The organism is Arenibacter echinorum (genome assembly GCF_003259375.1).
GTDB classification, from domain to species: domain Bacteria; phylum Bacteroidota; class Bacteroidia; order Flavobacteriales; family Flavobacteriaceae; genus Arenibacter; species Arenibacter echinorum.
Genome location: NZ_QLLN01000004.1, coordinates 126,511 through 140,369 on the forward strand (window position 1 = coordinate 126,511; position 13,859 = coordinate 140,369).

A 13,859-nucleotide genomic window follows, 5' to 3' on the forward strand; every position below is an offset into this window, starting at 1 on the left:
GTAAACAAAATATCAATCCAAAAAAATCATATTAAAATGACAACTTTATCCAGAATCCTAGTCCTATCAATTTTGAGTTTAATCCTTTCTTTAACATCCTGCTCCACTAATGATGAGGAAGCAACCATTCCTGAACCTTCCACAATTAAAAACGCGGCCGATTTAAATGCTTATCTGCAGGAACTAGTACAGACTTCCACTATGCCCGGAATGGCCATTAGCATAGTAAAGGACGATAATATTGTTTACCAGGAGTCCTTTGGTTATGCAAATATTCAGAATCAGGTGGCCTACACCAATGAAACCATCAATTCTATTGCTTCCATAAGCAAAACCTTCGTTGGCGCTGCGGTGGCCAAAGCCATCGAACAAGGGTATTTCACCATGGAAACCGATATAAACGATATCTTGCCCATCCATGTTATTAATCCTAAACAACCGGAAGGGGTCATCAAGATAAAACACTTGGTTACCCATACCTCTGGCCTTTTGGACAACCCTGAGGTCTATTTGGCACACAACTACCATATATTACCTGGGGAGGATATTACCACTGCCGGTGCTGGTCTCCTAATGAACGAGCTTGGAATAGAACAAAGGCAAAGCTATTCCTTGGAAGAATTTCTGGCTAACTATTTTTTGGAAGATGGTGATCTTTACAGTTTGGATAATTTTGCCGATACTCCTCCAGGAAGTACCTGGAACTACTCCAATTTGGCTACTGGCCTAAGCGGCTATATCGTTGAAACGGCAACGGAACAATCGTTTGATGATTACGTTAGGCAAAATATTTTGCAACCCCTGCAAATGAATGCTTCAACTTATGATATTTCTGAAATTAATACTGACGAAATGGCTACGCGATATATTAATGAAGACACCCCGCTACCAGTTTACGCCAATGATTCCTATCCAGAGGGAAGCATGTATACCACCAATGAAGACATGGGCAAGTATCTATTGGACATGGTTAAGGGCACAAAGGGAGAATCCACGACCTTATTTTCCAAAGACACCTACGAACTCCTCTTTGACCCGCAATTGGCAGCTGGTACAGTACCTCAGGATTTTGCAGAAAACCACGGGTTATTCTGGTATTTCCAGGATGGAAAGGTGTTACATGGAGGCAACAGTTTTGGGATTTCCACACATTTGGAAATAGGTCAAAATGGTAATTACGGGTTTATCCTGATGACCAATATGGACGCTTCTTTAAGTAGTAACACCAAAAATTACAGTGCCGTTAAAGAAAAAGTGACCAAGGCGATCAGCGAGTTGTTGGAAACCACTGATTAGGTCTGTTTTTACATTGCATCAAGTCTGTAGGTTAGTAATTAATTTAAACAATAATATAATGAACATTAACAAATTGATAAAAGCAGGTGGTTACGGTCTGGTTGGTTTATTACTGATTATTTCCATTGCCATTATCCTCATCCTATGTTGGGATAGCAAGCAAACCTCTTATTTAAGAGTGCAGGGAAGGGTGGACACCTATATTATAAAAAACGTAAACATTGTACCCATGACCAGCGACACCATCTTAAGCAATCACGATATACTAATTAAGCAGGGGATTATTTCCAAAATAGCTCCTGATATTTTTGCAAAGAACATTAAACAAATAGATGGTACAGATAAATTTATGGTACCGGGACTTGCAGACATGCATGTTCATGTATGGGACGACTATGAATTAGGACTATACCTCTCAAAAGGAGTAACTACCCTTAGAAATATGTGGGGCATGCCCTTCCATTTGAGAATGAAAAAGCGAATTCAAGAAAACGCAATTCATGCCCCTATTTTTCTTACTGCCAGTCCAAAACTTACGGGACCTAAAGATGAAGGCATTGACAAAAAACAGGTAAAGGATGCCCGGGAAGGCAAGTATTTGATTGGCAAATACCAAAAACAGGGATATGATTACATAAAAACCTACTCAGGCTTACCTAGCGATATTTTTGATACCATAAAGGATGAGGCTTTGCTGCAAAACATTTCCCTTGTATCCCATCCAAGTTTTGAAGTCCCGTATGAATATCACTTTTCCAAACCTATAAAGACCATAGAACATACGGAGGACATAGTTCAACAAGTCCTAAAGTTCACAGATGACAGTCTAATGCTACAAAAAACCATTGTAAAATACGTGCAAACTAAAATAGGCCACACCCCAACCTTAACGGTCTTCCACAAAATTTCCGAGATTATTGAAAAAGATTCCGATTTATTGTCCGAAAATAAAACAGGCTACATAAACCCCGCATTTCTTGCCATTGGTTCCCAAGAAGATTTCAACCGATGGACAAGCACTAAAGTATATGACTCTTTGGTTGGGGAGCGCATCTTGAAGCAGCATCAACAACATTTGAAAATCGTAAAAAAAATGAACGATGCAGGGGTTTTATTGTTGGCAGGCACCGATTCTGGCATATCATATGCCGTTCCGGGATTTGGTATTCACGAAGAACTAAAATTTTATACTGAAGCCGGTCTAAGCCATTTTGAAGCTCTTAAAACCGCAACTGTGAACCCTTCACTGGTACACCAAAAACTTTTCCGAACAGGAACAGTGGAGGCCGGTAAATTAGCAAATTTGGTTATGGCCAAGGAAAACCCACTAACAAATATAAGAACACTTGAAAACCCTGAAATGGTTATTATAAAAGGACAATTATTGGATAAAAATCAACTAGAGGAATTCTCTGAAAAAGCCTACCATCGAAGCAATTATTGGGCAACGATTATTAGATTGGCAGAAGGGATTATATTCAAGTAGCATTTTGTAAATAATTCCAAATCATTAATCCGAACCACCTATTGGAGTTACCCATCTAATTTTAGTCAATAAAATCTAGCGAAGCTAATAGTCTTGGACCATCAACATTAACATCTAAAAAAATGCAACATAACGAAATAAAAAAAACAATCCTGGTGGCAGGTGCCACTGGATATTTGGGAAATTATATTGCCAAAGAATTGATTTCCCGAAATATGGACACAAAAATTATAGTAAGAAAACCGGGGAAGATAATTGACATAGCTTCCAAATTAACAGGGATTATCCAAGCGGAAGTTACACGCCCTGAAACCATAAGGGGGCATTTCCACGGGGTGGATACGGTGATTTCCACAGTAGGAATTACTCGACAAAAAGACGGACTCACCTATATGGACGTTGATTATGGAGCCAATATGAACCTGTTGGATGAAGCCAAAAGGGCAGGCGTAAAAAAATTTATTTACGTCTCCGTTATTAATGGACAATTACACAGAAACCTAAAACTGGTGGAAGCCAAGGAAGCCTTTGTAGATCAGCTTAAGGTATCTGGGCTGGACTATACCATTATACGCCCCAATGGTTTTTTTTCCGATATGCGCGATTTTCTTAAGATGGCAGAAAAAGGAAGCGTCTATATTTTTGGTAAAGGAAAAAAGAAAATCAATCCTATCCATGGTGCCGATTTGGCCCAGGTTTGTGTTGATGCAATTAATTCCAACAAAAAGGAGATCGCGGTGGGCGGCCCCGATATCCTTACCCATTACGAAGTAGCAGAAATGGCTCTTTTAGCCTCTGGAAAACCCATCAACATTATACATTTGCCCCATTGGTTGCGAAAATCCATAATATGGATTATGAGGACTTTTACCTCCTCCAAGACCTATGGCCCGATCGAATTTTTCCTTACCCTTATGGCAGAAGATGCGATTGCTCCTAGGTATGGCAGCCACCGATTATCCCACTTCTTCCAGAACGAAATGGATACCTTAAAAAAAAGAACATAAGTGTGATTATAATTTTTTTGATGGGCTCCAAGCCATTGTTACGAACATTCTAGACCTATTATTTTAGTTAGATACTAGACAAAAACTATTGGGTATCACTTCCATTCTTGGGAATTTAATTCTATGTCAAGGTTAATTACCATTTCGATTTATGCCCTTAGGCTTAGTATAGGAATCCTCCTCAACATCGGAGAGCCCAAGACCAATCCCTCCCACATTTATAATTTATGGCGCTGGCTTCTATCAGCCTAATCTGAGTTAAATTATTTTAAAAATATGAAAAACTATCAACCCTTTGCGCTACATTTAGCGCTGCTTTAGGCATATTTTTTTTTAGTTATTTACCAAATATATCGTCCTATGAACGCACCTGATAAAAACAATCCTTTCCCCTTAGAAAATTACGATCGACTTTGTTTTTTAAAGAACATTGTAAAGAACCCCAATATACTTGTAGGTGACTACACCTATTACGATGATTTTGAAGATGTAGCGAATTTTGAAAAAAATGTGAAATATCATTTCGACTTTGTGGGAGACAAGCTCATTATTGGAAAATTCTGTATGATCGCCTCCAATGTGACATTTATTATGAATGGGGCCAATCATTTAAGCAGTTCCGTTTCCTCCTATCCCTTCGCGATTTTTGGCAAAGATTGGAGCCACGCCATGGACGGCAAAAGCTATCCTACCAAAGGCAATACGGTAATAGGAAATGATGTTTGGATCGGCTATAATGCCACCTTAATGCCAGGAATAACCATTGGCGATGGTGCTATAATTGCCAGCAATTCAACAGTTACAAAAGATGTAACGCCATATAGTATTGTTGGGGGCAATCCAGCCGAATTGATCCGCAAGCGCTTTTCTGAAGCAGATATTGCCAAATTACTGGAGCTGAAATGGTGGGATTGGCCCATTGAAAAGATTACGGCCAATGTCCAAAATCTGACTGGCGATAAATTAAACGAATTGCTTTAAAATTGCCATATCCAAGGATTTACCTATTTTTTGTTTATGATTCACTACCTTTTAGACACCCGATTCAAACATGTTTGATATTATATTTTCAATTAATGTAAACAAAGTAAATATATGAACTGCAAAAACCGTGAATCTAGAGCTGATGCAAATTAAAATAGTAAAAACACAATTCCATGAATAGGCAATCCATCTTAATACTACTTTCTGTATTTTGCTCCATGTTGACATTCCCTCAATCTTTTGAGCATAAAGTGGAGGCTGAGTTTGACCAACCAAATAACATCCGTCAATATCTGTGCAAGGTGGCCAGCGATATTACCCATAATTCCTTAAATGATATTAAAAATTTGGAGGACTGGGAAGCAGTTCGGGAGGAACGGCATCAACAATTTTTGGAGATGTTGGGGCTACAAGGAAAGCCTTTTGAAGGAAAGAGGCCTCCTCTAAATGTGACCAAAACAGGAAGTATTCAAAAAAAGGGATACCGGATCGAAAAGCTGTACTACGAATCTTTGCCCGGTCTATATGTGCCCGCCAACCTCTACATTCCGAATGGAATCAAAAAACCGCTGCCCGCCATATTGTATGTTAGTGGCCATGCTCATTCCCAAAAATACAACTATCAGGCACATGCCAAGAATTTCGCCGAAAACGGTTTTGTATGCCTAATTATCGAAACCATTCAACGAGGAGAGGTAGAAGGCGAACACTTAGGCCAGGAATCGAACGGATGGTTCCATTGGTATAGCCGCGGCTACAATCCTGCTGGCGTGGAAGTATGGAACGGCATTAGGGGCTTGGATCTATTGTCCGAAATGCCAGAAGTAGATAAAAATAATCTAGGTGTAACCGGCATTTCGGGAGGAGGTTCCCAAAGCTGGTATCTGCCAGCTGCCGATTCAAGAATCAAGGCGGCGGCGGCCGTAGCCGGCGCAAGTTCGTTGGAAGGCCAAATAGCCCAAAAAACTATCGATGACCATTGCGACTGTATGATGCCGATCAACACCTATGGCATCGACTTCTCCGACATAGGCGCATTGATCGCGCCACGACCATTTATGATTGCACAACCAAATCGTGACCTGTACTATTCCATCGTGGCTGTCCATACATTGTTCGACAAAACAAAACCCATTTACTCTTATTACGGAAAGCCAGAGAATTTGATTATGAAAGATGCTTCCGGAGGACATAGTTATGGATCGAAGGAAGAATTGCGCCCTGAAATTCTAGCGTTCTTTTTAAAGGAATTAAAGAGTAAAAATATCTCACCGGATAAATTGGGAGAAATCGACACTTCGTTGGAACTCTCAGAAGAAGCATTGAAAGCCTATGTAAATGGAGTACCAAAAGACGATAGAACAAAAACCATCCAGGATTCGTTCGTGGAGCTGGCCTCACCGCTAGAAATTAATACGGTAGAACAACTGGATTCCTATAAAAACGAGGTAAAGGCTTTTTTGAGGGAAAAAACGTTTGGTGCCTTTCCTGAAAAACCAGCATCCTTGGACATGCGATTGGATTTTATATCATCGAGCACATCAGGCAACGAAAGAAAAGATTACAATTTTGTTTCCGAGGAAGGATGGCGGTTGAAGCTCTCCCTACAAACGGGGCAACCGACGGATAATAACCAACCCCTTCTTTTGGTCTTAAAGAACCCTAATGAAGAACGTTATGAATCGGCCGCTTTAGCTAGTGGTCTGAAGGGGAAAGTGATCGTTGCCTATTTTGAGGCACGGGGAATTGGTGATACCGGTTGGTCTCCATCAGAACAGTGGCATATTCGCCGAGCTTCAGCTTGGACAGGAAGAACCATTGCCTCCATGCGTGTTTATGACGTGTTACGCTGTTTGCAAGCCTTGCGCAGCATCCCAGGCGTAGATACCGACAACATTAGTATTCTCGCCCAGGGCGAAATGGCAGCCATTGCCTCATATACGGCCCTATTGGACGGTAATGTAAAATCTCTTCTGATTAAAGATCCCCCAGCAACCCAGAACGTTCCTAGCGACCCAACCGGCAAGGGCGAAGCCATAGAAATGCTCAATTGTTTGAGGGTGACCGATCTACCGCAAGTGGCTGGTTTGCAATTTCCCAATGAATTGGTTGTTATCGGCAATCAGCCCACAACTTACGATTGGACTAAAGAGCTTTACAATAATTTGGATAGGCCTGGTGCCTACAAATCCATTCAAAAAGTATCCCAATGGCTTGATGATTAATTTTAATGAGTTCTTTACCCTGGCAATTCAAAAAAATGAATCCGAAATAAAACTAACCCCCTAATGATCCTACTATTGGGGTTAAGCCATATGCCACTTTGGCCTTACGTATTTCTAATTGGTACCTAAAAACGGTTTTTGAAAAACTGGTCTGTAATTCTTGATTGCTCCTACAATACCCTGATGCCCGGTTTTGGTATGGAATAATTACCATCTTCCAAGGGTGCATTGGGCATCCTCATATCCCATGACATTGGATCAGGGACGATACTCAGGTCGGAGGCCTTGGCCTTATCCAATTCGATGATCTGGCCGGACTCTATTGCCATACGACCCATTATGGTGGTCATGCTGCTTTCAGCACCGAACTCAACGTTGTTCACATAGGGTTTGGAACCCAATATTGCCCCGATAAAAACATCCTGTTCGATTTGTGAAGATGAAGGGTCGTCCCTATCACGGTACCGCCAAAGCGCATTTCCCTGATTGTCGAGAAGCTGATAACGCTCATCGGCCCTTGCTTTGGCACCTTGAACATTGAACCCCATTCGGTTGGCGCAGTTGTCCATTTGTCGGCATTGTACGTGTAATTTCGAGCCATCGGCATATTCGTACTCCACATAATGATGATCGAATATTTCCCCATGATCTGGGCCTTTCAGCATTGCCCTTCCGCCCATTCCACTTGCTTTTATGGGGTAAGCCTGTTTTATCCAGTTGATGACATCGATCTGGTGTATGGCCTGCCCTGCCAATTGACCTCCCCAAAGCCAATTGAAATAATGCCAGTTACTGATCTGGTATTCCAGTTCTGTCTGACCTTCTTTTCGTGGGTGTACGGTGGCTTTGCCCACATTATAATACACATCGGCAGACAGTACGTCGCCGATTTCCCCCGAATGTATTTTTGTTACCAATTCGTTCATGGCTATTTCGTACCGGAATTGCAGGCCTACAACAACGTTCAGCTTTTTCTCGGTCGCTTTTTCTCCGGTTTCGATTATATTGCGATAGCCAGGGCCATCTACGGCCAAAGGCTTTTCCAAAAACACATGCTTTCCGGCGTCGATGGCATGTTCAAAATGTTGGGGACGAAATCCTGGAGGGGTGGCCAAGATGACCGCATCGCACTCCGCTATTACCTTTTCAAAAGCATCCAACCCTAAAAATTGGCGTTCTTTAGGTACAGCCACCTGATCCGAAAATTTGATGGATACCTGTTGTAGGCTATTATCTAGTTCGTGTTGAAAAACATCGCCCATAGCAACCAACTGTACGGATTTCGAAGCGGTCAAGGCTTGAAAAATAGCTCCGGTTCCGCGACCGCCACAACCTACCAATCCTAGTTTAATTTTCTCCTGCCCCAGTACATTGGCACTTGAAAATATCGGTAAATGACTAAAGACCATGCCGGCTGCTAGGGTCTTGGCCGAGGTCTTTACAAAGCTTCTTCTATCGGTTTTATTTTGTTTTTTCATAATCGTTATTTTTATTTTGTTCCTAGCATTATTATAATGGAAAAATTAAAATTGGAACAACTAATCCACCATCCAATTCTCAATATTACTCCTTATAAAATCATCATCGTTCAGTTCGGGGTAATCTCGGTAAACCCGGTCGATTTCCTCTTTTTGTCCTTTGGAAAGTCCTTCATTTTCATCCAGGCACCATATTCCCTTTAAAATTCCTTGTCGGTATAATACCTCGTGAATGCCAGCTATACATCCATGAAAATTGTTGGCAGCATCAAAGAAAGCAGCATTCGAATCGGTTACAGCAAGGTTCAAGGTCAATAGTTCCTTAGGCAGGGTACTTCCGCTCTTTTTTGCCTTTTTTATCTTGTCGAGCAGTTCCACGGCCTTGTTCGTCCAAACTGCCCAATGGCCCAGTAATCCACCGACTATATCCTTGGTTACTGGTTTGTTATTGACGCTGAACTTATAGGTGCTCAATAGGTCATTGACAATATTATCATCGTTGCCCGTATAAAGTGCGATTTCATCGCATCGGGACGATTCACATACCGCCCTGACCACTTCCAAGGTCTGATAGCGGTTGAATGGGGCCATTTTTATGGCGTGAACATTCTTTATTTCAGCAAAGGCCTTCCAAAAATCAAAACTCAATACCTTCCCTCCTACCGCTGGTTGCAGGTAAAAGCCGAATACGGGAATAACCTCGGCAATCTTCCGGGTACGCTCCAATAAAGCCTCTTCGGGCCAATCGCCCAATCCGTTTGTACTGACCAGCACAATGTCATACCCCAATTTAGCACATAATTTGGCTTCATTGATAGCTTGTTCCGTATTGCCGCTAACCCCGGCCACTTTTATGAAGGGTCGAGTTAGATTCGCCATGTCTATTTCTTCGATTGCCAGTTCTAGCACTGTTCGGTACAATCCGATTTCAGGATCTCGTATTTGAAATTGGGTGGTATGTACGCCAATAGCAATGCCACCGGCACCGGAGGCCATATAATATCGGGTCAACAGCCTTTGTCTGGCTTCATCCAACTTACGGTCTGCGGTTAGGGCCAACGGGTGTGCCGGAATCACTGTGCCTTCATCTAATAATTCTTTTATTTTTGGATCTAAATCTTTCATTTTTCTGAGTTCCTTTTAGGGTAATAAAATTTAGAAATCCCCCCTTCGTTCTTGAAAATGGGTGGGCTTGCTGATTTCCTTTCCTCCGGATTTTACCCATTCTACTGTCATCATGATCATCTCGTTCAGGGAAACAAATGGCTTCCCGAAAAGATCGAATGATCGCGAAGCATTGTTCAACAAGGCCGTTTCGGCAGGCTTGTTCTCAAAAATCGGCTTTTTTTCGAAATGTTTGCCGAATTGTTCGGCAAGCCATTGCACCGATATCGTTTCAGGACCTGTAATATTTAATTTATTCGCTGGGGATTGGCAATGCAGCAGGCTTCTAATGGCATATTCGTTGGCATCGCCCTGCCAGATCACATTTACGTGGCCCATACTCAAATCGATGGGCTTTTCGGATATCACTTTTTTGGCTACCTCCAAAAGCACGCCGTATCTTAGATCCAGCGCATAGTTCAAACGGTACAATAACATTTTCGTGCCGTTCTTTACCGAAAAGTGCTCGAACACCCGCTCCCTGCCCAAACAAGACTGTGCATACTCCCCTATGGGCGAAGGTCTTACATTTTCCTTTGCACCACCGCTTTCGATGGGCATAAAGGGATAAATATTTCCGGTTGAAAACACTACTATATTGGAGTGCTTGTATTTTTCGGCAACTCTTCCTGGAAGATAGGCGTTCATCGCCCAAGTAAAATGCTCGTTGCCCGCCGTTCCAAATTTATTGCCGGCCATATAGATGACATTTTCGGTATCGGGCAGGCCGTTTAACGCGGCATCGTTCAGCAAATCGACCTTATGACATTCAATTCCGAAATTGGAAAGTTCGTTGTACATGGTCTCGTTCGAAAACCGGGATGCCCCCATTATCCTTTTAGAAATTCCTGCCTTATCAATGGCCTTTTTGAGCAATTTGGACAGGCTAGGGCCCATTTTTCCACCAAGGCCCAAAATCATGATATCGCCATGGATCTTGGCAACATCTGCTATCAGTCTTTCGGAAGGTTTCGATAATTTAAGCTCAAGTTCTTCAACAGTTTGCATATGCTATTTAATAAAAATGTTATATCCATTGGCCATGGCCAAAAATAATAATATCAACCAACCTAAGATCATCAGGACCTTTAAACCAATGCCCAATTCCATTTCTTTTCTTGCCGATTTTCCAAAGGCGATCAAAAGCAACAACAGTCCGATCAAGGGTGATACGATAACCGTAAGGCCCTGTGCCACAACAATCAGTTCTACCGGCAAATTGCCAAAAACTATCGCTACCATCGCTCCGATTACTATGACCAACATGACCATCACACGTACTTTTATAGATTCGAGTTTCATCCCGAACCCCAGCGCATCGGATATCAAAACACCGCCTAAGGTGGCATTTCCCAACAGGGAAGAAAAAGAGGCCGCAAAAAGCCCCAACATAAAGACCTTGGTGGCATAGGGCCCGAAAATCGGCTCCAATGCCATGCCCATTTCAGTGGCGCTATTGACCGCTATCCCCTTGGGAAATAAAACGGATGCACCGACCAAGAGTACGGTCGAGGTAATCACTCCCAAGATAACGATCCCAGTAATTCCTTCGCGTTCGTGCGATCTTGATTTGGCCTTCGTCCATCCTTTTTCCTGCACCAGATAGGATTGGTAAAAGGCACCGGCAATAGAAAAACTTGATGCTACCAATGCTAAAGTCAGCATTTCGGAACCGTTCGGAATTCCAAAAGTGAATTGTTCCGCCAATCTTGAAAGATCCGGATTCGAAATGACCAGGGTAAGCATAAAGGATACTAGCATTAAGATGACCATACCGATCATTACTTTTTCGAGAATCTTAAAGAACGTCTTAAAAAATAGCAAGAAAATGGCGATGGCCGATATTCCTATTATCCATGGGGTTGATGACATGGCCAAGGTCTCACTAAAGACCATTCCCGCACCTATGGAGTTTCCGGCTTGAAACGATGCCGCTACCAAAAAGAGTCCGACTCCGATCACAATGGCAACCCATCTTCCGTATGTGATGTGAATCTGTCGCAGTAACGAGATTTCGGATGCAAGGCCTATTCGTGTAGAAACAACAGTAAATGCACCCATGAACAAAACGCACAACGGCATTATCCACAGCAGTTGATATTCATAGTTCGCCCCGATTTTCGATGCCACTGCCAAACTACCTGGACCCAATACCAAGGCCGCAGTAATAAAACCAGGACCAATAAGCGCGAAGATTTTTTTCATTTTTTAAGTTGGTATGGATTGATATTGCAGTAATGTACTAAAAATATGACTTTGATTTCCAGTAAACAACCAGTCAGAGCACGACAGATTTCATTTTTTTTGTGGTATCTGTCTCCATCCATGGGAGGAAGGGCTTTGAGTGACTCGTTGATGAGAGTTACTAGGAAAAATATTTTTATGTTGCAAAAAGACTTCTCACTTACTCGTACCAAAAGAGAGGGTAAGGTTTATAGTCAGACTACAATTCGGCAATGACTGAAAAGGTATTGTATGATCAAGAAAATTTGTCCTACACCTCATCCTGTTACTCCGCTATATCCGACTTAAAAAAAAACATATGTATATTTAAGGATTCCCAACTATCTTCAAAGTGCAAACGGTATACCCCGTGAAATTCGGAAGCCTGGAACACCTTGAAGGATATAACCAAATAATGAACGGAAGTACAATCCATGACCAAAAACCAACTATAGACTTATAAAACCTAGGGCGTTTGTAAACAAGACCACTGCGGCTAACGCTTTAGGTGACCTAGGACTATTTTTGAACCTTCAACATTTGGAAAAGAGAGAGAAATGCAGACAAAAATCAAGATTAAGGACACAAGCTTAAATTTTGAAAGGGAATTACTCTACCCCTATCGCTTTGGGGGGAGCGCCGTCACCCAACTTTGGCAGACGGCCGCATGGCTACAAAGTGAATCGGGGGTTTCGAGAATAGGTCTTGGCACCCAGAGTCCCCTTTGGTCAGATCGAAGTGTGGCCGGCGCCCATTCCGAAAACGGGGCTAATGCGCTGATGTTCGCCATGAGCGAAAAGGCCTTGCAACTTATGAAAGGCATATCGTTTACGGATCCCATGGAATTGCTCGATACCCTTTTGACGGAAGTCCACGCTTACGGTAAAAAAATAACTGGCAAATCCGACCTCAGAAAAACCTTTACATTAAACTCCCTAGTCTGCGTGGACAACGCAGCCTGGCTGCTATATGCCCATGAGAACAATTTTAAGACATTCGACGACATGATTCCTACGGAATACCGGCCCGGACTATCGTATAGAAATGAAAAGGTGGCGAGCATCCCTGCCTTTCCTGTGGGTACGGCGATCGAAAAAATAAAGGCAGCAGCCGATGAAGGCTATTTTATCCTAAAGTTGAAAACGGGTTCCAAGGGCACCCAAAAAGAGATGTTGGCCCAAGATTTGGAATTCTTATCCAACGTACACAAAGCTATAGGGCATTATGAAACGCCCCATACCAAAGACGGTAAAATCCTCTATTACATCGACGCCAACGGACGGTATGGGTCCAAGGAAACCCTTTTACGCTTTTTAGACCATTCAAAAAAAATTGGGGCCTTCGACCAGATTGCCCTTATAGAGGAACCGCTGGGGGAAAAAGATGAATCGTATGTTGGTGATGTAGGGGTAACGATAGCAGCCGATGAAAGTGCGCATACCGTTCAGGATGCTATTGATCGCGTGGAGCAGGGGTATGGCGCCATTGTTGTAAAGGCCATAGCCAAGACCTTAAGTATGACCTTGAAAATCGTACAGGCCTGCCATGAAAGAAAAGTTCCTTGTATTAGTGCTGACCTTACGGTGAATCCCATCTTGGTGGATTGGAACAAATCGATTGCTGCCCGTTTGGCACCACTACCTATGATGAATTTCGGGCTATTGGAAACCAACGGCCATCAGTTCTATAAAAACTGGAGTATACTCGAAACCTATCACCCGCGGGCAGGTGCGGAATGGACTCAGACCAAAAATGGGGTCTACACAACTGGTAAGTCATTTTACGAAGAAAGTGCTGGTATATTTCTTACTTCAGACCATTACGAATCTTTATTTATTAAAGGATAAGCAAACTAGTTGCCTGGCCATTAAATTAATATCTTCTTAAAACCAAAAAACAACCAGAAGGACACCAATAAAAAAGAATTGATCTATTTCCAATTTCTATGTTCCCCACTTGCAAATACGCAGGCAATACTAACCCTAGAGAAACTTTC

General features: G+C 42.3%; 10 protein-coding genes. 6 read left to right on the forward strand and 4 right to left on the reverse strand.

The window, feature by feature from the left end:
• The first annotated feature begins 36 nt into the window (after window positions 1–36).
• The 5 genes from LV92_RS11070 to LV92_RS11090 all read left to right on the forward strand — a co-directional run bounded on the left by LV92_RS11070 (window position 37) and on the right by LV92_RS11090 (window position 6,998).
• Window positions 37–1,296, forward strand: a complete 1,260-nt coding sequence (locus LV92_RS11070; protein ID WP_111623726.1) for a serine hydrolase domain-containing protein — start codon at window positions 37–39, stop codon at window positions 1,294–1,296.
• Between the two features lie 58 nt (window positions 1,297–1,354).
• Window positions 1,355–2,782 (forward strand): amidohydrolase family protein, encoded by a 1,428-nt coding sequence (locus LV92_RS11075; protein WP_111623727.1) that lies wholly within the window; start codon window positions 1,355–1,357, stop codon window positions 2,780–2,782.
• Between the two features lie 122 nt (window positions 2,783–2,904).
• Window positions 2,905–3,789, forward strand: a complete 885-nt coding sequence (locus LV92_RS11080; protein WP_111623728.1) for an SDR family oxidoreductase — start codon at window positions 2,905–2,907, stop codon at window positions 3,787–3,789.
• 360 nt (window positions 3,790–4,149) lie between these two features.
• Window positions 4,150–4,770, forward strand: a complete 621-nt coding sequence (locus LV92_RS11085) for a CatB-related O-acetyltransferase (RefSeq protein WP_111623729.1) — start codon at window positions 4,150–4,152, stop codon at window positions 4,768–4,770.
• Between the two features lie 176 nt (window positions 4,771–4,946).
• Entirely contained in the window at window positions 4,947–6,998 is a 2,052-nt protein-coding gene (locus LV92_RS11090; protein WP_111623730.1) for an alpha/beta hydrolase family protein, read from the forward strand.
• A 170-nt stretch (window positions 6,999–7,168) separates the two neighbouring features.
• Here LV92_RS11090 and LV92_RS11095 read toward each other — a convergent pair whose 3' ends face one another.
• The 4 genes from LV92_RS11095 to LV92_RS11110 are packed head-to-tail and all read right to left on the reverse strand — an operon-like array spanning window position 7,169 to window position 11,845.
• Complete coding sequence (locus tag LV92_RS11095) at window positions 7,169–8,476, reverse strand: Gfo/Idh/MocA family protein (protein ID WP_111623731.1); 1,308 nt, start codon at window positions 8,474–8,476, stop codon at window positions 7,169–7,171.
• Window positions 8,477–8,536: 60 nt separating this feature from the next.
• On the reverse strand, window positions 8,537–9,601 hold the full coding sequence (locus tag LV92_RS11100) for a dihydrodipicolinate synthase family protein (RefSeq protein ID WP_111623732.1): 1,065 nt from the start codon (window positions 9,599–9,601) through the stop codon (window positions 8,537–8,539).
• A 30-nt stretch (window positions 9,602–9,631) separates the two neighbouring features.
• Window positions 9,632–10,648 (reverse strand): NAD-dependent epimerase/dehydratase family protein, encoded by a 1,017-nt coding sequence (locus tag LV92_RS11105; RefSeq protein WP_111623733.1) that lies wholly within the window; start codon window positions 10,646–10,648, stop codon window positions 9,632–9,634.
• A 3-nt stretch (window positions 10,649–10,651) separates the two neighbouring features.
• Window positions 10,652–11,845: an Nramp family divalent metal transporter gene (locus tag LV92_RS11110; protein ID WP_111623734.1), complete on the reverse strand. Its 1,194-nt coding sequence runs from the start codon at window positions 11,843–11,845 to the stop codon at window positions 10,652–10,654.
• A gap of 575 nt (window positions 11,846–12,420) precedes the next feature.
• On the opposite strand from LV92_RS11110, the gene LV92_RS11115 reads away from it, so the two are divergent.
• Window positions 12,421–13,710, forward strand: a complete 1,290-nt coding sequence (locus LV92_RS11115; protein WP_111623735.1) for a mandelate racemase/muconate lactonizing enzyme family protein — start codon at window positions 12,421–12,423, stop codon at window positions 13,708–13,710.
• Window positions 13,711–13,859: the final 149 nt, after the last annotated feature.